Here is a 20,403-nt window from a genome sequence, read left to right as displayed (position 1 = left end):
GTCCCCCACGTCAGCCGCGGCCGAAGTACGGCATCGCCCGCGCCATCACGGTCAGCGACGGGACAGACACCTCCAACGGCAGATCGACGAGATGCGCGACAGCGCGCGCGACATGCTCGACATCGAAAGTCGGCTCCGCAGCGAGACTTCCGTCGGCTTGCCGGGTCTGGTTGCCGAAGCCTGCGGTCATATCGGTGGCGGCATTGCCGATGTCGATCTGCGTCACGCAGATGTCAATGTCACGTAAATCCAACAACATCGACGCGGTCAGCCCGCTGATCGCGTGTTTGGTGACCGTGTAGGCCAAGCTGTTCGGGCGGGGCCGGTGTGCCGACAGCGAGCCGTTGTTGATGATCCGCCCACCGCGCGGCAGCTGCCCCGCCATGACCCGTGCGGCCTCGCGCGCGCAGAACACCGCCCCATCGACATTCGTGCGCCACGTGGCGTGCCAGTGCTCATCGTCGATGTCCGCGACGGAGGCCGACGGCCCGAACACTCCGGCGTTGTTGAACAACACATCGACTCGTCCGAATGTCGCGACCGCGTCTGCGAACAGTGCCTCAACCGACCCGACATCCGTGACGTCGGTCGGCACTATCCGGGCGTCGGGCCGGTTCAGCGCTGTTTCGGACAACCGGTCGGCACGCCGACCGGCCAGGACGACATCGTGGCCGGCGTCCAGCAGCACCCGCGCCGTGGCCCGTCCGATTCCGCTTCCTGCCCCGGTGATGACGACGACTTTTCGCACGTGGTCGATTGTGCCCTGAGATGGGCTCAGGCCATGCGAATCAGCCCGCGGGCGAATAACCCGGCTTCGACATCAGGTCGCGGATGCCCGCATCGATGAACGCTGTGTCGACGGGGTTCGCTCCGCCCCCGGCGAAGTGGCCCCAGACACCGGGGATGACCCGTACCTCACCGTGCGCGATGAACTGGCTCGCCCACTGTTCGTCCTCGGGCGGGAAGTACAGGTCCTTCTCGGCAGGCATCGCCAGCAACGGGCATTTGATCGAAGCCAGCGCTTTCTCGACGTCACCGCCGAAACCCGGTGTGTTGCCGACGTTTCCGCTGTGCCAGGTGCGCAGCATCGCGATGAGATTGTTGGGGTCGCGTCCGTCGCGGAAGAAGTTCTCCCAGAATCCGTAGAGGAAGTCGTCGAATGACGTGAAGCCGAGCTCGCGCCACGTTTCTTCCCAGTAGAACGCCTGCGAGAATCCCCAGCCGGAGTACACGCGAGCGAATGCCCGCAAACCCTTGATGGGAAGCGACTCCGGCGAGTAATCGCCGTCGGCCCACGCGGCGTCCGCGGTGAGCGCGCAGATGAGCGATTCCAGGAACACCTTGTTGTGCGGCGCCGTGATACTCGAACCACAGAACGGTGCCGCGCGTTGCACCATCTCCGGGTGGCTGACCGCCCACTGGTAGGTCTGGCCCGCACCCATCGACCATCCCGTGACGAGCGCGATCGTGGATATCCCGAACTTCTCGGTGACGAGCTTGTGCTGTGCCTCTACCTGGTCGTGGAACGTCACCGCCGGGAAGCGGGCCCGATCGTATGGTGCCGGAGTGTTCGACGGCGACGACGACAGTCCGTTTCCCAGCATGTTGGGGACGATGATGAACCACTCGTCGGGGTTGAGCGCCTTGTCGGTGCCGATCAACCATTCGTTGTCCGTGTGCCAGCCCGAATACCAAGTGGGATAGACGATCACGTTGGACTTGTCGTCGTTCAGCGTGCCGTAGGTCTTGTACGCGAGGCGCGCGTTGCGCAACGTGAAACCGCTCTGGAGGGTGAAGTCGCCGAGGTCGAAGTACTCGGCATCGGTGGGTGGCGGCACGATGAGCTCCTTCGGGCGGATGGGACCGGATACCGACAATCGTTGAATCCGCTTGTGCCACAGGCGCTTCAATGGCGGGCCATGTCGCACCTTCCGTGGCGTGACGAGTCAGTTACTTCCAAATGGGAATAACACGACTGAACATACACGCTCGCCGAGCCGCGTCAAGCGAAGACGGCGAAATCGCCGCTGCGGTTGTGTGCGTCAGCTTTGCATCGGGCACCCAGCGGGGCGCCACCCCTGCATCGCGGCTTCCATCCGCTCCTCGCAGAGTGCTTCGACTTGCAGCCGAGGCTGCCCGTCCCGTCGGCGCATGCCTTCGAGCAACAATGCGACATACCGTCGCCACAGTTCGGGTTTGACGTGGCCGGACCACTCGCTCACAGTGCCGGCCAGCAGGCCCAAGATCGGCATGTCCGTATGTTCCACATCGGGCCGCAGGTGGCCATCATTGCGGGCGCGTTCGACCAGTTTCGAGATCGGCGGGATGAGGCGCAGCCGCGACGACTCGACCCCACAGCCGCCGTAGGCCTTGCTGTAGACCATCTCGCGCAGGCCGCGGTCGGTGGCCGTCAGTTCGCACATGTGCTCGACGAACCACACGAACCCGTCCCACGAATCTTCGTACTCCAGAGCGGATTCCGCGAGGGCGACAACCTGGTCGATACCGTCCTCGAAGACCGCGTCGAGCAGTTCCTCCTTCGTGGCGAATCGCCGGTACACCGTGCCCACACCGACATTGGCGTGACGCGCCACGTCATTGAGCGTCGCCTCGAGACCCTTTTCGGCGAACAGCTCGCGCGCGGCGTCGAGCACGCGCTGCCGGTTGCGCTCCGCATCCTTTCGCAATGCGCGCTGAGGCTCATAGGTGGTCATGACCCGCAAGTTTAGGTGATGATCATCATAAGTGGATTGACTCGATCCACTTTTTCCGTTTAGGTTACCTAGCTAACACGTCCCGTCCCGGCCGGCCGCGGACCCATATGGAAAGGCTCGACTGTGACCGTCGTCCCGGAGCGCCGTCCTGTGCGCAAAACCATTTCCGGACACCGCGCCGCTTCGCACAGACGGACGCATCCGTGAACGCCGTAGTCAAACGCGCGTGGTTACCGATTCTCATCGTGGTCGCCATCGCCATCGGCGCCGTGGCCGTGAGCAACCTGCGGTCGGTGTTCGGCTCAGATGGGGCAGTGGTGACGCCGGTGGGAGCCGATACCGCACAGAAGTTCAATCCCAAGGTTGTCGTCTACGAGGTTTTCGGCACCGGCACGACAGCGACCGTCAATTACATGGATCTACAGGGCCTGCCGCAGCGAGTCGAATCCGCCAGCTTGCCGTGGACCCTCCGATTGGAGACGACGATCCCGTCCGTACAGCCCAACCTCATGGTGCAGGGCAACGGTGATTCGATCAGCTGCCGGGTCACCGTCGACGACGAGGTCAAAGACGAAAGGACGGCGCACGGCGTGAACGCTGCGACGTATTGCTTGGTGAAGGCCGCATGAGCATCAGCGAGGACCCGAAGGCGGATCGCGCATGAGCACGTTCACCGACGAAACCCCGACCGACTCCATTCCTCCGGCGCGCCACTCGGCGCGGCCTTGGCTACCGCGGTTCATCCGCACCTTCTCGATCCCGATCGTCCTCGGCTGGCTGGTCATCGTTGGGCTGCTCAACACCGTTGTGCCACAGCTCGAAGAAGTCGGCAAGATGCGCGCGGTGTCGATGAGCCCCAACGACGCACCCGCACTCATCGCGACCAAGCACGTCGGCAAGGTGTTCGACGAGTACGACACCAGCAGCTCGGTGATGATCGTGCTGGAGGGCGAGAATCCGCTGGGCGCGGATGCCCACGCGTTCTACGACGAGATGGTCCGGACCCTGCGTGCCGATACCAAACACATTCAGCATGTGCAGGATTTCTGGGGCGACACGCTGACCGCCGCGGGCGCACAGAGCATCGACGGCAAGGCGAGCTACGTCCAGGTGTACATCGCGGGCGACCAGGGCGAGACGCTGGCCAACGAGTCGGTGGAAGCAGTTCGCAATATTGTCAACAGCACCCCGGCTCCCCCTGGTGTCAAGGCCTACGTCACCGGCCCGGCCGCGACGACGACGGACCAGAATGCCGTCGGCGATGCCAGCATGAGAACGATCGAAATGCTGACCTTCGCGGTCATCACCGTGATGTTGCTCGTTGTGTACCGGTCCATCATCACCGTGGTCATCACGCTCTTCATGGTGGTGGTCGGATTGTCCTCAGCGCGCGGCCTCGTCGCGTTCCTGGGCTATCACAATGTGTTCGGCCTCACCACGTTCGCCACCAACATGGTGGTGACGCTGGCGATCGCAGCGGCCACCGACTACGCGATCTTCCTGATAGGCAGATATCAGGAGGCTCGCCGGATCGGCGAGGACAAAGAATCGGCCTACTACACGATGTTCCACGGCACCGCGCATGTCGTGCTGGCCTCGGGTCTGACCATCGCCGGCGCCACACTGTGCTTGCACTTCACCCGGTTGCCGTACTTCCAGACCATGGGTATCCCGTTGTCGATCGGCATGGCCATCGTGGTTGCCGCGGCGTTGACGATGGGGCCCGCGCTCATCTCTATCGTCACCCGGTTCGGCAAAGTTCTCGACCCCAAACGCATGGACCGGGCCCGCGGCTGGCGGCGGGTCGGTGCGGCCGTGGTCCGTTGGCCCGGTGCGGTTCTGGTCATGGCTGTGGTACTTGCCCTCGTCGGCCTTTTGACGCTGCCGGGTTACCACACGACCTACAACGACCGGATCTTCCTGCCCGCCGACATTCCGGCGAATGTCGGCATGGCCGCGGCCACGCGGCACTTCTCCGAAGCCAAGATGAACCCTGAACTGGTGATGGTGGAGACCGACCATGACCTGCGCAACCCGGCTGATTTCCTGGTGATCGACAAGATCGCCAAGGCCATGGCCCGCGTGCACGGCATCGCCCAGGTGCAGACCATCACCCGGCCGGACGGCAAGCCCATCGAGCACGCGTCGCTGCCTTACTCGATGAGCCAAAGCGGCACAGGCACTTTGATGAACAACGATTACCAGCAGAAGGTCCTGGACAACACGCTCAAGCAGGCCAACGAGCTGCAGACGACCATTGACTCCCAGGAGAAGCTCTACGGCATCACACTGCAGCTGGCAGAGGTCACCCGCAGCATGGCCGACAAGATGGACAAGACCTCGCAGAACCTTGACGAGGTGCGTGACCACCTCGCCGATTTCGACGATCAGTTCCGCCCGCTGCGCAATTACTTCTATTGGGAACCGCACTGCTTCGACATCCCGATGTGCCATTCGCTCCGGTCGATCTTCGACGCGCTGGACGGCATCAGCACGATGTCAGACGATTTCGCGGATATCGTCCCGGATCTGCACCGCATGGCAGAGCTGACGCCTCAGATGGCGGCTGTGATGCCGGCGATGATCCAGACGATGAAGAACCAGAAGCAGTATTTGCTGAACCAGTACCAGGCTCAAAAGGCCCAGCAGGATCAGAACATCGCCAACCAGAACAACCAGACGGCGATGGGGCAGGCATTTGACGCGTCGCTCAACGACGAGTTCTTCTATCTGCCGCCCGAAGCCTTCGGGACGGCCGATTTCCAGCGCGGTATCAAGCTGTTCCTGTCGCCAGACGGACATGCGGTGCGGTTCACCGTGTTCCACCAAGGCGATCCGCTGACCGAAGAAGGCACCGCGCATATCGAACCGCTCAAGATCGCTGCCGCCGACGCCATCAAGGGCACTCCCCTTGAAGGGTCGACGGTGTACGTGGGCGGCACTGCGGCCATGTACAAGGACATGCAGCAGGGTGCCGACTACGACCTACTCATCGCAGCGGTCGCCTCTTTGGTCCTCATCTTCCTCATCATGGTTGTGCTGACCAGAGCGATCGCGGCCGCTGCCGTCATCGTCGGGACCGTTGTACTGAGCCTCGGTGCTTCGTTCGGCCTCTCGGTCCTGATCTGGCAGCACTTGATCGGTATCCCGTTGCACTGGATGGTGTTGCCGATGTCGGTGATCGTGTTGCTGGCCGTCGGTGCGGACTACAACCTGCTGCTGGTGTCCCGCATGAAGGAGGAGATCCACGCCGGGTTACACACCGGGATCATCCGATCCATGGCCGGCACCGGATCCGTGGTCACGGCCGCCGGTCTCGTGTTCGCCTTCACCATGATGTCCATGGCGGTCAGCGATCTGATCGTGATCGGCCAGGTGGGTACGACGATCGGTCTCGGGTTGTTGTTCGACACGCTCGTGGTGCGCTCGCTCATGACACCGTCACTGGCGGCACTGCTCGGGCGCTGGTTCTGGTGGCCACTGCGGGTGCGGCCTCGGCCGGTACCACAGCCCTGGCCGAAGCCGATCCAGCGCGATCCCCAGGAGGCGGTCGTCTGATGAAGCGTCTTGCGGCAGCGGCGATCGCCTGTGCAGCAACGGCTCTGGCGTTGTCGGCACCGGCCTATGCGGACCCGGACACCGACTTCGCCAACGAGTTGCACACCCACGGGATCTACGGGCCGAGGGATTACAACGCGTGGATCGGGAAGTTGACGTGCAAGCGGATGTATCAGGGTGTCGACGCCGACGCCCATGAGTCGGCGAAGTTCGTGTCCGATCAACTCGACAAGGACAGCACCACGGAGCAGGCGTGGCAGTTCCTCGGCACTGCCGTCAACTACTACTGCCCGGAGAAGCGAGTGGTGTTGGAACAGCTGGCAGCTCGTGGGTAAGCGGCTGATCGCGGGTCTGGCTGCGGTGGTGGCACTTTCGGCGGCGCCCGGGGTGGCGTCGGCCGATGCCACCGACGATTACCCGATTCCGAATCGGATCCTCAAGACGCCGTGCACGGCCGAGCAGATCATGGCGGCCGCGCGCGACGTCGAACCGGTCTACTACGAGCGCTACATGATCGACTACAACAACAAACCTGCCGCCGATCAACAAGGCGCCCGAGACCGGATCCATTGGTTCTTCTCGCTGGACTACGCCGGACGTCGCCAGTACTCCGAGAACACGGCCACCAATGCGTTCTACGAGAGCATGGCCTGGCGCTGGCCCAACTGGGCAAAGCTGTTCTTCAACAACAAGGGCGTCGCCGCCAACACCACCGACATCTGCCAGCAGTACCCGCCGGACGACATGTCCGTCTGGAACTGGAGATGAGTCGGCAGAATCAGAGCACGGGTAACAGTGTGCGCAGCACTATCGCCGACGAGGCGGCCACCTCACCCGCGAACTGGTTGAACTCGAACTGAGAGTCCTGGCCGGCGAGGTCTGACAGTGCCCGGATCACCAGCCAACCGATCCCGAACGCCTCACACACCTGGGCCACCGCACCGCCCTCCATCTCGATTGCGCGCCCGCCGAATTCATCGTGCAGCCGTATACGAGTGGGCTCGCTGTGCAGGTACTGGTCACCGGACAGGACGGTGCCGTACACGAGCTGGGCCGCTCTCCCGCGCCCGCCGGCACGCCGCGACAACGGCGGCAGCTCAAGGCCACGCAACGCCTGTTTGACCTTCTCCAGCACCGCGCTGTCAACGTCGTAACCCAGACGATCGGTCGGGTTGATGAACGGCACGTGACCGGGCTGGTAGGTCTGCAACCGCTCGTCCTCGATGAGGCCGGCGTCGTATTGGATGAGCCGGTCCGCGATCACCACATCCCCGACATGCAGCTGCGGATCCAACCCGCCGGCGACACCGGAGAAAACGACTGTGCGGCAACCGAACCGGTGCGCCAGAACGGTCGTGACCACGGCCGCGTTGACCTTGCCCATACCCGTCTCGGCGAGGACGATCTCACAGCCGTCGAGCGTCCCGGTTTCGAAGCGCGTGTGAGCGATGTCCTCACCGCGGACATCGCCCATCACGCTGCGAAAGTGAGCCAGTTCCTGCGGGATCGCCGAGATCAAACCGATGGGCACAACGCCTCTTTCCTAGTGGGTCGGCGTACCACCGGCCGGGCTCGGGCGCGGCGCGGTGAAGAACGCCGCGATGACGGCCGCGATGCTGATGATCGCCGCGACCAGGAAAGCCGCATGCACCCCAGGCAGATCCGGGGCTCCGCCGGACTGCGAAGCCTTGGTCATGACCGTCACGAACAACGCCGTACCGGCTGCGCCTGCGACCTGTTGCAGCGTCGTCAGGATGGCGCTGCCGTGCGAGTAGAGCCGGTCGGGCAGGACGGCGAGCGCGTCGGTCATCAACGGCGTGAACATCATCGACAGGCCCACCATCATGATCGTCTGCACGATGATCAGTTCCCAGATCGGGGACGCCGCCGACAGGATCGTGAAACCCCACAGTGACGCGCACAACAGCACCGAACCCGGCACGACGAGCAGCCGAGCACCGTGACGGTCATAGGCGCGGCCGACGATCGGGCCGGCCAACCCCATCAGCACACCGCCCGGCAGGCTCGTCAGACCTGCGGCCAACGCGCTCTGCCCCAACACATCCTGGACATAGAGCGGCACCATGATGATCGCGCCGAACAGACCCATGAAGCCGAGAATCACGAGCGCCAGTGACACCGAGAACCGTCGGTAGGTGAACGGGCGCAGGTCGAGGAACGCGCGATCACGTCGCTGCAACTGCACCTGCCGCGCGCCGAACAGAACCATCGCAACGGCGCCCACCGTCATCGGTACCCACGCGGGTACGCTCTGCTCGCCGTGACTTGACTCACCCATCAGCGAGAGCCCGAACACCAAGCCCGCGAAGGCAATCGCCGACAACGGTACCGAGACGGCGTCGATCGGTGTGGGCTCCTGTTTCTCGTCGTCGACACGCAGCCACGTCAGGCCGGCCGTCAGCGCCACAAGCGCGATGGGCAGCACGATCCAGAACATCCAGCGCCAGTTGAGCGAACCGAGGATGAACCCCGACAAGGTGGGCCCGATTGCCGGCGCGACGGCGATGACGATGGAAATGGTGCCCATCGTCTGCCCACGCCGTTCAGCGGGAATCAGCGTCATGACCGTCGTCATGAGCAACGGCACCATCACGGCGGTACCGCACGCCTGCACGATCCGGCCCACCAGCAGGACCGCGAAACCGGGCGCGAGCGCGGCCACCAATGTGCCGGTGCAGAACAAGCCCATCGACGTCAGGTAGATGCCGCGCACCGGAAAGCGTTGCAGCAGCGAGCCCGACATCGGGATCACCACGGCCATCGTCAGCAGGAAGCCGCTCGTCAGCCATTGCGCGGTGCTGGCGGCAATGTCGAGATCGACGATCAGGGCAGGCAACGCGACGCTCATGATCGTCTCGTTGAGGATCATCACGAACGCCGAACCGACCAGCAGCGCGATGATCACATTGGCGCTCGGCTGGGGACGCTGCAACGTCACCGTCTCCCCCGTGCTCGGGCCCGTCGTCATTACCTCTCCCTACTCCCCCGACTTCGTCTGCGCGGCTCCCCAGGGTATGTGTGAAACCTTGGGGCCGAAAATCGTTTTTCGCGCAGTGGCGCTCAGTCCTGGCTGCTGAGGAGCGACATGATGTCGACGAGTTCGGTCCAGCGGGATCGCGGAAGCGGCGCGAACAACTCCTCGGCGGCGGCCTCGTAGGCCCGCAGCCATAACTCTGCCTGCTGCACGCCTTTCGGAGTCGCGACCATCTTTGTTACGCGCCGATCGGCGGAGTCCTCGGAACGCGCCACGAGCCCATCACGCACGAGCGCCTCAAGCAGCGTCGAGGCCGTGCCTTGCGCGATGCCGACTGCCGCACCGACATCGGTGACGCGGATGGGCCCCAGCCGCACGACCTCCGCAAGTACCCGTGCCCGCGGGACGGACACGCCGACCTCGGCCAGTCGCTCGTCGAACCTGCGGCCGAGGATCTTCGCGACCCGGCCGAACGTGTCGGCGAGTTCGACCGCCGACGGCTCCATGTTCTTGCCGTCGGTTTGTTTTGCCATCTCGCACCTTTCTTCGCGCATGTCTTGACGCGTCGATGCATTCACGTCAATATATCTATATCGATGTATTGGTTTCGATACATCTATGCGAATGCATCGCCATCGATGATGAGGAGTCTTTCATGCGTATCTTCCTGACCGGCGGAAGCGGCTTCGTGGGCCAACACGTGATCCGCCAGTTACGGGCTGAGGGTCACACCGTCCTGGCGCTGGCCCGATCGACTGCCAGCGCGCGGACGGTGACCGATGCGGGTGCCGAGCCCGTACGCGGTGACCTGGCCGAACTGTCCGGTCGCAGCCCGGCGGTTTGGCTCGATCGCTTGCGAGATGTCGAGGCCGTCGTGCATGCCGCGGCCCGCATGGAGTTCTGGGGGCCCGATGACGGTTTCCGCACCGACAACCACGAACCGACCGTCGCCTTGCACGCCGCGGCCGCACAGGCCGGAGTGTCCCGGTTCGTACTCATCAGCGCCGCGGGCGTCTCCATCGGCAGCCAACGCGCCACCGTGGTCGACGAGAACACCGACAACGGCACACCCAACATCGCCTACAGCCGCGTCAAACTCGCCACCGAGAACGCATTACGCAGCGTCACTACACCGGGCATGAGCCTGGTGATCCTGCGCCCGCCCTTCATCTGGGGTTCGGGGCTCACCACGATCGCCGACGCGGTCGAGGCCGCCAAGAAAGGGCAATGGATGTGGATCGACGGTGGCCGCCATCTCATGGACTACGTCCACGTCGACAACCTCGCCGACACCGTCGTGCTGTCGCTCACGCGCGGTCGCGACGGTGGCGTCTACTACATCACCGACGGCAACCCGATGCCGGTCCGCGACTTCTTCACCGCACTCCTCGACACGCAAGGCGTCGACATCGCCGGCAGCCGCAGCATCCCACTCGCGATCGCCGCGCCGCTCGCAGCAATCATGGACGGCACTGCCCGCCTTCTCCGCCGACGCACGCCACCGCCGCTCACCAACTGGCTCATCGCCACCATGGGCCGCGACCGCATCTACGACATCAGCGCAGCGCGTGCAGATCTCGGGTACCAACCGCGAGTCAGCCTCGACGCGGGCATGCTTGAGATGGCGCGGTAGCTCTTGTGCCGATGAATAGGCCTGTGGCTCAACGCGGTTCTATGCGCGTCGCGCGTACGCCCACGCTGAGTTGAGTACGCAGCCCATGGAAAATGGCCCCCGGACTTTCGTCCGAGGGCCATTCTCGCTAGTAGCGGGGACAGGATTCGAACCTGCGACCTCTGGGTTATGACCCTAGCCGGTGGCTGTCTCATGCCGCTTCAGCTTCTCGTATCCGCAAGTCGATGCCGGTTCGTGGTTCTCACCCGTCTCACCTGATACGGCCCGATCTCAGGAGTTCAGCCACGTTTCCTTCACAAAACCGTTCACACCCCTGCGGTGGGTGCGTAGGGAGTGCGGTCGGCGCTCATTGCTACATAACCTGTGGAGGGCAGGCACCCCGCACAGACGCCACATGCAGTCAGCACGGCGGTTGGCCCAGGCAACGAGGCCCACAGTGCCCGCCGGCCGGGATGAATACTGACCGCTGCCTCGATCCTTCGATCGCGCTCAGCCTGGGTTGGGCTTGAGGATCCGTGGCCAACATCGGCAGCCTTTGCCCTGCACTAGCACAACGCGGCAGTCCTGGGCCAGCTCGACCAACTTGAGCAACCGCACCACCGGCAGCGCGCTCGGCTGCATTGGGCGCGCGGTTGATGTACCACGGGTAGGTGTTAAGGGAAGAACACAGCGGAGCGAGGTGCCGGACTACTCAAACAGTTCGAGCTGCCGCCGCGCCGTCGGATCATCGTTATCGACGCGCGTACCTGAACCCGTCCAGCCCTGAGTCTCGGGAGGCCCCGCCCCGGGATCGCCCAGCACCTAGATCACAAGCGCATCGGTTCCGGCGTGCGCCAGGATAACCTTCCGGCAGCCGCCGACCTTGAGCTGGGTCTTGAAGCGCCGAGACAAACTGGTTAATCGGAACGATGTACGGGGCCATGCGCTGGTCGCGCTGCTACTGCCGGAACGTCTCACTTGCCATACGCCGAGGCAGGGGCGAAGCATAGGCTGGGCCGCTACACGAAGAGCTCAATTCGGACTGGTCTGTATCAGTGATTGTCGGCACTGCTAATTACGATCGCCCGATGGATCACGAGCATCATCAGTGGCTTGAAGACGTGAACAACTCCATCGTGGAGTCGTACGAACGTGAGCAGGACCTCGCTCGCCAGCCGAAAAACATTCAGCAGGCAGGCCATCGAGTCGAGTCGCGTTGGGAGGAAGTCTTGGCCGACTGGCTGCCGCCGCAATATGAGATCGGCAAGCGCAAATACATACTTCTCGAAACCGAGGATGGACCTGCGGTCACGAAGGAGCAGGATCTCGTCGTCTATTACCCGCACTACCCGAGCGGCCTACGGAAGAAAGCCAGCGTCCTTGCCTCAGGTCTAGCGGCGGCATTCAGCGTCAAGCGCACGATCACCCGGAAAGCTCTCGATGAAGCTTACGAGGATGGCATGGTCCTCCGACGCGGAATGAAGGTACGCGATCAGACGGTCCGTCATCATTTAGCGCCGCCTGTGTTTTTCGGGCTACTGGGCGAATCACATGAATGGAAGAGCGCACCCGACCCGAAAGAGAAGATCAAGAATCTATTAAATGAGCGCGATCGCGACAAGGTGAACGCTCCACGTGAAGGCCTGGACATGCTGTGTATCGCAGACCTCGGATACTGGAGTCGGTCAACGTCCGTAATACCCGAGAAGCTCTTGAAGAATTCGGATCAGCTCGTGCACCAACTGATTGGCACGGAAGCCTTTGTCCTCTCGGGTATGCGGCACAAGTATGACGACCCGCAGCCGCTATCGCCTCTCACTCACTTCATCGGGTCACTGTGGTCTAAGTTGGCTATCAATGATCCGACGCTCCAACCGCTGGCGGATGGGTTAAGGATTACCAACACCTATCCCACGAGTGGTGGTCTGTCGTTCGGCAGGTTCAACCTTGCTGAAGTAACGACTCCACAGATTGCAGAGATCGTTCGTCGAGAGTCTCGCATCGGGCGTGACTGGATGTGGGCTTACTAGCCGAAGGTGATCGACGTGAGTGCAGCGTCCGGAAAATCGTCACCGCCGAAGCCAGCAAGCGGTCCACCCGCGACACATAACGGTCGGCTCTCACGATCCCCAGGATATCCGCACGCCAGCACCTGAGGGCACCCGGCCGTTAGATAACAGGGCCGATATAGGCAATGAGCGGCTCGTGCCGAATGCCTGCCTGGTAGAACTTGTCCGAGCAGCGCTGCGATCGGAGATAACTATGCCGAATGCCAACCCTTCGCCGTTCTTCGTAGTGTTCGACACTAGTACCCAGGCGCGCTACTACGGCGACGTCCACGAAGTGCTGGCGCTGCCCCCAATGGCGGCCATCACCTACGAGTATTCGCGGCGCCTGTTCGCTCCAAGTGCGGAGAGAACGTTCGATGAACTCGCCGAAGACCCCTCACGGCTACCTCTGCCCGCACTACTCATGTATGGGCAGAAACGCAGTTTCCAAAAGGGATCCGTAAGAGATCCCGACGAGATGCTGTCCTGGGACGACAGCGTATTCGTGCCCACGCGATCGGCGACTATCGAAGCGGTCCAGCGCGGTAACCAACTAGATCCGCAGTCTGACTCCTTCAGCTTCCGCCTCGCCGTCAAAGGATTCATCGATCCCGCAGAACCCGCAGTGGAAGCACTCGTTCGGGCACTCGAAGCCGCAAACTCGCTTCCATTCGGTGACCGAGAGACCCAATACAACTGGGTGTCACTGCTCCCCGACACAGTGGTGTCTCAGGCCCCGCGTCTCATCAGCGACACCCAAGACCGCTGGGTGCAGGTCGTCGACCAACTGGTCAAACTGCCCACCCAGTTCGCTGACGACGTCTTCTGGCGCGTACAAGAAATCACCGAAGCAAAAGTCAGACGCGGTGCGCACACCAAAAGACCGGTGTCCCTTAGGGATCGCCCGCGCAACAGGCGCGATAAGGTCGCCGATTGGAATCGCGACTACCGGCTCCAGGAGGACAATACCTACACTTTGACCGTCCAAACCTACGTGCCCGAAGGGCTGACCCCAAAGGTGCCCGGGGACGCCAAGGTCGCATTGGTGCCCCATGACGACCACGCCGCGTTACTCAAGCTCCCGGCACATCCAAGGGACTATCGTCCGAACGCTCCGATGCATGAGAACTTCTCCATCACAACGGACTTCGCCATCCGACACCGCTACGCAGGGCTTCATCTGGAGACCCAATGCCAGAGCCGGGGAACGTCCTACCCGCCAGGCTCGATGTGCACATTGAGCCTGGATATCCACAAACCGGTACTCCGGATGCTCACGGCAATCGTGCTGCTCCTCGGCGGACTCACCCTCGTGCTCGTCGGCGCCACCATCGCCGCGTCGAACCCGGTCAAGATCGGCATCGGGATTAGCGGCGTCATTGTTGTCGCAATCGGCTACTTCATGTGGACGAGAAAGATCAAGCTCGGACCTCACGGTGGCTAGCCGGCGACCACCAACACCGCACACTCCTCACTGCGGCAGCTGGCTAGACAACAGGATCTCGCTCTGTCGGCAACTCTTTCCTCGTGCGTTGCGTCGACGCCGCGCGGCGAGGTGCTGGACCCGATCTTTCTCATCAGCGGCTTCGGCGACGCCATCGGAGGCCGGAAGAAATCGCTGAGTCCAGACCGCCACCACGGTGTCCCAATCCAGACGCGGGCGCTGGCCGTGCGGCCGCGGTGTCCCATCAGCAAGATGCGCTCGGGTTTCGGCGCCCAGCATGCCGATGTGAACGCCCATCTCATTGCCCCGGAAGATGTCGCGGGACAGACTAAGGCGCTTCAGACAATACGACATCGACATCCGCTCAACATGTTTGGCTGACGAGAACTGCTTAGGCTCTTCGGTTCTCATCAGGTCGCAAGCCATGCGGACGGTCCCAGACGATACGAGGTCCTCGAACGAGGCATACAACGCCGAACTCCCATAGGGTCTAATGTGGGCGAAGACGTCTCCGCGTGCCTGGCTGTCGGCCTCGATCGTCCGATTCGACAATTGGCCGATCCGCTGATTGCGGAACGGAAATCCGCTTGGTCCCTTGCCTGTCGTCGTCACCACAGCGGCCAGGTCCGGGTCTTCCTCGTGACGGCACGCACCGGCGAAGGCCTCTTGCCCAACGTCGGTGAACGGCGCCATGGCAATCAGCCGCGAGCCAGACAGCAGCGAATAGGGCGGCAGAGCATACGCCATCGACAGCTGCATCATCCGCCCGAGACCGGCTTCCCGCACGCTGGTTTCGTGCGGATCGTGACGCGCACTGGTCTTAGGATAATGTGGCGCCCACCCTAAGTACCCGTCACGTAGGCGCTGTGAGTAGCGCGGGCTGGCCAACACCGCGGCGCCGATCAGCGGACGATGCGCCGTCTGCCCATGGTCCCAGACCAACAACCCCATCTGTCGTCCTACACGTCGGCGCGACATAACCGACTGGCATAACCCGAGATACTCCACGATGGCACGGTGTCGCCTGTCGGAAAAGTCAACGATCTCCAACACCGGCCTAATAGCGCTGGGCTGAAAAACCCTCATCTGAGCGAAGACATCGGCGTGGCGAGCCTCGAACTCAAGAATCGTCTCCGCGTGTTGTGTGATCACCGTGAGGTGACGATGCTGGTGCGCTTGATCCCAAAAGGTTGCGCTCTCTTCGAGTGTGGCCGGCTGAGTGAGGGTGACCGAAACCTGCTCTCCTGACCGCTCCCCAGCGAAACCCAGCGGTGCGAGATCGTCCAGCAGAGAGACCAGAAAGTCAGACCAGCTCGCGCTCAGAAGGCGCAACATACTCAACGTCGTCCAAATCCAAATCCGGCAGTCGAACCCAAGTCACCGCCCCGTTCGGGTGCCGGTAAGAAATCGGATGCTCGAACCATTGCGGGTTGGTGAAAACGTACGCGTAAGTCTTCTTGTACGGAAGCCCGTCGCGTCGCAGTTCGTCGCGCTCCTCGGAGGTAACCTCCGCAGCGGTCACCAAATCATCGAGATCTAGAGGCCCCAGAACACGCACCAGGTTCGCAATCCCATACGCCTTGCCGGTACCTTGCTTGACGATGACGACCGGGCCCCGAATTTGGGTCGGCCGGCCGCGGATTTCCCAGATCTTGTCGCCGTTGAGCAGCTGCGAGGCGTACGGGTCCCGAACAATCAGGCCCCGCGGCCCGAACTCGCCGGCTCTGCCGGCCAGCTCCGCTTCCCGCCCGGGCACTCGATCCCTCTCCGCTTCCGGGGGAAACGGGTTCCGTACTCCACCCAACCTCCGCATACTGCGATCGTAAGCCACATCCCCGACTTGGTCGTGTCGTCGCTGGCCGCGCCCCAATATCTGGTCGCCCGTGAGCACAACACGACCAAGAAACCGACGCGATTTGCCGCGAACACGTCGCTATCGGCTGCCCTGTACACGCCATCTGCGGCTTAACCGTCCGAGGTTTGATGCCGCTGCTGTTTTGGTCCGGAAGGATGAACGGCATACCGAAGAAGATCGATCCTGCCCTGCGTGAGCGGGCGGTGCGGCTGGTTGCAGAGATTCAGCAGGAGCATCCGTCGTTGACCACTGTCTGTGAGGCGGTGGCAAGTCAGGTTGGTGTTGGTAGGGAATCAGTGCGGCGCTGGGTGGCGCAGGCCGAGGTCGATGCCGGGCAACCGGTTGATTTTTCGTCGCCATGAGCTCGACAACTTTGAGCGCCGAAGCCATTTGGCGACGTCAACACCGTTACAGTCGAAAGATGGAACCATCGATAGTTTTCGCGGCTGCCAAAGCCTTCGGCGCCGGCGCGGGATTCCTGTATCGGACGACATCACGCGACTACGGCGTGTCTATCACCGTGAAGCAGTCATCCTCGACGTACTCGCTGTTCGTTCCTCATGCCGTTAACGTTAAGCAATGCTCGCCACCATCGCCCGATGAGATCGTCAACAACACAAGACCGGCCGCTCGATGGATCAAGCGCAATCGGGCTCTACCCATCGGAGTGGGCGAGTTCTCCGTCATAGTCCAGCCAAAGCATGGCACCTCTGTGGTGATCGATGGCATCGCCGTACACACGCGGATCGCACACCAAGTGTCCGGCATTGCACTGAAGCAGGCGCTCGGCGGCCCAATCGTCGCAATCTCACTCGAAATCGACCTGAACACAAAACGCGTGCGATGCATCGACTCGAGCAACTTCCCGAAAGAAACCCGAATCGATCCGCTGTTCAGCGTCTGCTCCGACCAGCCACTCGTCCTGCGAGTCTCGGGCGCCGCCTCGGCTGAGGCTGTCTTATGGCAACTCGAACTATCGATGGTGGTTGACGGACATGTGGTCAAGCGACGAGTCCCCGCGGAGGGCGAATGGATTACCGTTCCGGACGACTACGACGGCGTCTGCCAGGAGTACAGAAGCTCCAACAACACCTGGGTGTTGTCTGCAGTCAACGCGCGACCCGAAAATTGAACCAGATCAATCTACGGTTAATCGAAAACGCGGCTCGTCCGCCGGCCGCTCCAACGCTCGCATGGAAGCGTGCTCACGCGATTGATCGACGTACGCCACACCTAGGCCGCTGAGTCGGCAACCGGCAGCTATCCCAAGCGTGAGCTCGGCGAGCACGATGTGTCATAGAACGTCATCCCGAAAACGTCGCACTACACGACCATCTCATCATCTTCGATCCGGTCACTCACTGCTTGCGGTGCACTTGCGAAGCCGCCTTTCCATCGGCGAAACCTAGTGCCTGCGAACCGACGCCGGCGGCCTCCCGAACCGCTGGCGTCGTAGCCGCCAGTTTGAGGAAGCTGCGGACCAATTTCTCCCGCACGCCGCCCAGTGCGGCGATGTCTTTGATGGTTTCTCCCGCCCCTTCATGCGCGCCAAGGCTTTTGCGCCTTCCACGCGCTGTTCGTGACGGCGCTGCTCGGCCTCACCGCGCACCTGGGCGACGTGCTCTGTCTCCCAGTCATCGACGGCCTGCAACTTCTGCTCGGCCAACAGAAACGCGACCATGTCCTCGCGGTTGTCGGGTTTCCCGCTTCAGCCGTTCTTGTTGGGCTCTGGTCTGCGCTTCGCGGACCTTGCGGCGAACGTCGCTTCGTGACTCGATCTTGGCCATAGTCCGGACGCTACGACTCGACCGCCGGCTGGGTCCAACAGTAGCCCCGCATTCGTTACCCACGACCAGTCCATCACGCATTGGGATCAGTGAGTTCCGGAGGCAGACCCGGCTGGTCGATACCGTAGAGACTCCAGGCAGCGAGGTACCGGCTGTTGATCTGCGTCTGATCGACGTTAGCGAGCGTGAGATAGAAGTACGGTTCGTCGACCGGTTCCAGAATCACCTTGAACCCCTGGGCAGTACCAGAGTCCAATGCCGCAATCGCTTCTGCGCCATTGAGGATGGCGGCTCGGCGTCCCACCACGTACACGTCGCCGATCAGTAATTCTCGTCCAGCGAGGGTTTCGGTGAACGGCCCCGCTGGCCACAGTATCGGTTGCTGCGGCCGGCTCAACATCTCTCGCAGGCCGGGTGTGTCGTCGCCGCTCATCTCGAGCGTCAATCGCGGGGCCCGCGGTGACGCAACGATGTAGTTTTCCGCCAGCAGCCGCGCCACGCGCGCTTTGACCCGTTCACCCGGCCGCATCTCCGTTGGCATGGTGAAGTGGCTGTTGGTGTGGCGTTGGATCACTGCGAGATCGCCGGCGAACTCTTCAATAGCGATCATCTCGGCGTCGTCGCTATCGGGCGTGTAGGTGGGCTTTACGGCTGTAAGGAGCGCACCTTGCACTCGGATCTCAACACGGCTGGCTAGCCGCAGCATGCGCGCTGTGGAGAGCACGTCTGCGACCACACTCGGTGGCTGCGCGTCGAAGTCGAGCGCCATCTCAAACCCCGGTCCGGGCATGTCGCTCAACGTTGTGGTGTTGCCATGGTGCGGGAGCCGTAGACGCGCCTTAAGATGTCCGCCGCTGAAGTCAGCTTCGATAGTGCCGCCGATAGGGCCAGGCGCGGCGTGGGTGATGATTCCTTCGAAGGTGCCGACCAGGCTTCCTTCGTGAAAGGTTTTGAATTCCAGCTGTTTTCCCCGCCCCGGGCCGCCTGGCCTGGTGACAAACTGTACTGGACCTGGCGGGTATTCACCAGCTTGAAAGGGGCCGCCAGAGATATGCACCGAGCGGACTACCTCCGCCGGAAGATGCACCGTCTCTGATGTCGCATATCCGAGGTTGCTCATCACCACCCTCTCAAGCTCCGCGTCCAGTTCGCCGACCTCCACCGCGAACGTGACCGGATTGGTCACCGGCGCACCGGGGTGGCGCGGCCGCACAATGACCGAACTCCTACCGCCCTGGTGGGCGAAGTCAACGGCCCAATCCAGATCGAGGGAGTTCACGACACCGCCGAGGTCGCGCACGCGGGCCAATACGTCCGACACACCGCCGAGTATCGCGGCTTTCTCCTGGCCGAATATCTTGGCGAGACGCTCCAACTCGGAATTGACGTTGCGTTGTGCCCACTGATCAATATGTGGGGCCGCACCCAACCAGGCATCAAGATCATCCCGGTCGATGACCGTGATGTGCGGTGAGGATTTCCCGTCGTTCAGAGCGGTGACCCACTTCTGTTCACCCGGCGTGCACAACTCTGGGACAACCAGCGACCAGATCGCCGGACGATGTTGCTCAGCTCGGTGGTAGGAATTAGCGATCTCTCGGCGGCGCTTTCGATGTTCCGACGAGAAGCCGCCAGGATAGAACTTGAGCTGCAGGATCCAGACAATGTCGTATTCGAGCCGGATCTCGATGTCGATGCCCTCATCGCCGCCCTTGCCGTTGACCGCGCGGACACCTGCACCGAACCGGTCTCGCACGAGCGCTTCGACGACGCGATCAAAAGTTAGTTGGTCTAACCCGGCCCAGTCCACACTCATAAGCACCTGACGGTACGTACCGGTGGTGCATCTGGCCGGTAATCCGGTCGACAAGTCCACGGCAGAACCACGGTCGCAGCCGCGCAGCAGGGCCTATCGGTATCGTAAACATCGCTAAAGCGCGATTCGGCACTGTGAGCCACGAGTCGTCAACGCGCGCGGCGTTGATTTCCGACATGACGGCGCGCCAACTGCGTCTGACGAAAATCAGCGACCCCCAACGCCCGGTTCAAACCAGCGTTTCTCGCCCGCGTCCTTGGGCACCACACCCGCCAGTCGTCACCCGTTTACCACGCCAGCTGAGAGCCGTGTGGGGGTGCTCTATCGACAGTTCAGCGGAGACCATGCGTTCGTGCATTTACACGACATTCGGGGAGTCACTCTGTCAAGGCCAGCACGCTTCGAGTAGTCCAACCTGAGGGATGATGCGAAGCGATTGAGGCGGAGACTAGTGGTTGCCCAATTAGCTGGCCAGCATGTTTCTCTCCAGCTCAGCCGGGTTGTCGGAAGAGATCGATATCGTACAAAAATGCAGACGCCGCCGACGACAGAAGGCCACGATCATGCTTGGTGC

At 62.4% G+C, this 20,403-nt stretch carries 17 protein-coding genes and 1 pseudogene; 9 read left to right on the top strand and 9 right to left on the bottom strand.

Annotated elements, in window-relative coordinates; all coding sequences use genetic code 11:
• Nucleotides 1-10 precede the first annotated feature (10 nt).
• The 3 genes from AWC31_RS14700 to AWC31_RS14690 all read right to left on the bottom strand — a co-directional run bounded on the left by AWC31_RS14700 (nucleotide 11) and on the right by AWC31_RS14690 (nucleotide 2,714).
• Nucleotides 11-757: an SDR family oxidoreductase gene (locus tag AWC31_RS14700; RefSeq protein ID WP_110775097.1), complete on the bottom strand. Its 747-nt coding sequence runs from the start codon at nucleotides 755-757 to the stop codon at nucleotides 11-13.
• Nucleotides 758-788: 31 nt separating this feature from the next.
• Complete coding sequence (locus tag AWC31_RS14695; protein ID WP_085145458.1) at nucleotides 789-1,838, bottom strand: alpha/beta fold hydrolase; 1,050 nt, start codon at nucleotides 1,836-1,838, stop codon at nucleotides 789-791.
• A 204-nt stretch (nucleotides 1,839-2,042) separates the two neighbouring features.
• Nucleotides 2,043-2,714, bottom strand: a complete 672-nt coding sequence (locus tag AWC31_RS14690) for a TetR/AcrR family transcriptional regulator (protein ID WP_067856462.1) — start codon at nucleotides 2,712-2,714, stop codon at nucleotides 2,043-2,045.
• Between the two features lie 203 nt (nucleotides 2,715-2,917).
• Between AWC31_RS14690 and AWC31_RS14685 the strand changes: the two genes are divergently transcribed.
• Genes AWC31_RS14685 through AWC31_RS14670 form a run of 4 tightly spaced genes read left to right on the top strand, consistent with a single transcriptional unit; the run spans nucleotide 2,918 to nucleotide 7,040 of the window.
• Nucleotides 2,918-3,343 (top strand): MmpS family transport accessory protein, encoded by a 426-nt coding sequence (locus tag AWC31_RS14685; protein ID WP_067856458.1) that lies wholly within the window; start codon nucleotides 2,918-2,920, stop codon nucleotides 3,341-3,343.
• A gap of 31 nt (nucleotides 3,344-3,374) precedes the next feature.
• On the top strand, nucleotides 3,375-6,272 hold the full coding sequence (locus AWC31_RS14680) for an MMPL/RND family transporter (RefSeq protein ID WP_085144922.1): 2,898 nt from the start codon (nucleotides 3,375-3,377) through the stop codon (nucleotides 6,270-6,272).
• Entirely contained in the window at nucleotides 6,272-6,607 is a 336-nt protein-coding gene (locus AWC31_RS37855) for a DUF732 domain-containing protein (RefSeq protein WP_085144921.1), read from the top strand. The genes AWC31_RS14680 and AWC31_RS37855 overlap by 1 nt, the downstream gene beginning before the upstream one ends.
• Nucleotides 6,600-7,040, top strand: a complete 441-nt coding sequence (locus AWC31_RS14670; protein WP_085144920.1) for a DUF5078 domain-containing protein — start codon at nucleotides 6,600-6,602, stop codon at nucleotides 7,038-7,040. Before AWC31_RS37855 ends, AWC31_RS14670 begins: the two co-directional genes overlap by 8 nt.
• A gap of 10 nt (nucleotides 7,041-7,050) precedes the next feature.
• Here the strand turns inward: AWC31_RS14670 and AWC31_RS14665 are convergent, their stop codons facing one another.
• From AWC31_RS14665 to AWC31_RS14655, 3 genes are all read right to left on the bottom strand, one after another.
• Nucleotides 7,051-7,803 carry a 5'-methylthioadenosine/adenosylhomocysteine nucleosidase gene (locus tag AWC31_RS14665; RefSeq protein WP_085144919.1) on the bottom strand — a complete coding sequence of 251 codons (753 nt, stop codon included), beginning with the start codon at nucleotides 7,801-7,803 and terminating at the stop codon, nucleotides 7,051-7,053.
• A gap of 12 nt (nucleotides 7,804-7,815) precedes the next feature.
• The gene (locus AWC31_RS14660; RefSeq protein ID WP_067856440.1) at nucleotides 7,816-9,261 is read right to left on the bottom strand and encodes a DHA2 family efflux MFS transporter permease subunit; all 1,446 of its coding nucleotides are present in this window, start codon (nucleotides 9,259-9,261) and stop codon (nucleotides 7,816-7,818) included.
• Between the two features lie 92 nt (nucleotides 9,262-9,353).
• On the bottom strand, nucleotides 9,354-9,800 hold the full coding sequence (locus AWC31_RS14655; RefSeq protein WP_207626360.1) for a MarR family winged helix-turn-helix transcriptional regulator: 447 nt from the start codon (nucleotides 9,798-9,800) through the stop codon (nucleotides 9,354-9,356).
• A 122-nt stretch (nucleotides 9,801-9,922) separates the two neighbouring features.
• On the opposite strand from AWC31_RS14655, the gene AWC31_RS14650 reads away from it, so the two are divergent.
• The 3 genes from AWC31_RS14650 to AWC31_RS14640 all read left to right on the top strand — a co-directional run bounded on the left by AWC31_RS14650 (nucleotide 9,923) and on the right by AWC31_RS14640 (nucleotide 14,371).
• Nucleotides 9,923-10,900, top strand: coding sequence for an NAD-dependent epimerase/dehydratase family protein (locus AWC31_RS14650; protein WP_085144918.1), 978 nt, complete (start codon nucleotides 9,923-9,925; stop codon nucleotides 10,898-10,900).
• Nucleotides 10,901-11,967: 1,067 nt separating this feature from the next.
• Nucleotides 11,968-12,909: a DUF6602 domain-containing protein gene (locus AWC31_RS14645; RefSeq protein ID WP_085144917.1), complete on the top strand. Its 942-nt coding sequence runs from the start codon at nucleotides 11,968-11,970 to the stop codon at nucleotides 12,907-12,909.
• Between the two features lie 232 nt (nucleotides 12,910-13,141).
• Complete coding sequence (locus tag AWC31_RS14640; RefSeq protein WP_085144916.1) at nucleotides 13,142-14,371, top strand: hypothetical protein; 1,230 nt, start codon at nucleotides 13,142-13,144, stop codon at nucleotides 14,369-14,371.
• Between the two features lie 27 nt (nucleotides 14,372-14,398).
• On the opposite strand, the gene AWC31_RS14635 is transcribed toward AWC31_RS14640, so the two are convergent.
• Nucleotides 14,399-15,706 carry a Druantia anti-phage system protein DruA gene (locus tag AWC31_RS14635; RefSeq protein WP_085144915.1) on the bottom strand — a complete coding sequence of 436 codons (1,308 nt, stop codon included), beginning with the start codon at nucleotides 15,704-15,706 and terminating at the stop codon, nucleotides 14,399-14,401.
• Nucleotides 15,675-16,127 carry an ASCH domain-containing protein gene (locus AWC31_RS14630; protein ID WP_165765970.1) on the bottom strand — a complete coding sequence of 151 codons (453 nt, stop codon included), beginning with the start codon at nucleotides 16,125-16,127 and terminating at the stop codon, nucleotides 15,675-15,677. Before AWC31_RS14630 ends, AWC31_RS14635 begins: the two co-directional genes overlap by 32 nt.
• 263 nt (nucleotides 16,128-16,390) lie before the next feature.
• Here AWC31_RS14630 and AWC31_RS14625 point away from each other — a divergent pair.
• Both AWC31_RS14625 and AWC31_RS37150 read left to right on the top strand, forming a co-directional pair.
• A pseudogene (locus AWC31_RS14625) lies at nucleotides 16,391-16,561 on the top strand (IS3-like element ISPfr13 family transposase); the annotation flags it as partial.
• A gap of 86 nt (nucleotides 16,562-16,647) precedes the next feature.
• Nucleotides 16,648-17,358, top strand: a complete 711-nt coding sequence (locus AWC31_RS37150) for a hypothetical protein (RefSeq protein WP_133060162.1) — start codon at nucleotides 16,648-16,650, stop codon at nucleotides 17,356-17,358.
• A 728-nt stretch (nucleotides 17,359-18,086) separates the two neighbouring features.
• Here AWC31_RS37150 and AWC31_RS14615 read toward each other — a convergent pair.
• Nucleotides 18,087-19,829 (bottom strand): hypothetical protein, encoded by a 1,743-nt coding sequence (locus AWC31_RS14615; RefSeq protein ID WP_165765969.1) that lies wholly within the window; start codon nucleotides 19,827-19,829, stop codon nucleotides 18,087-18,089.
• Between the last annotated feature and the right edge of the window lie 574 nt (nucleotides 19,830-20,403).

Source organism: Mycolicibacterium wolinskyi, from assembly GCF_002101965.1.
Taxonomy (GTDB): Bacteria; Actinomycetota; Actinomycetes; order Mycobacteriales; family Mycobacteriaceae; genus Mycobacterium; species Mycobacterium wolinskyi.
The sequence above is the reverse complement of the archived record's forward strand: the minus strand, read 5'-3'. Positions and strand labels throughout refer to the sequence as shown.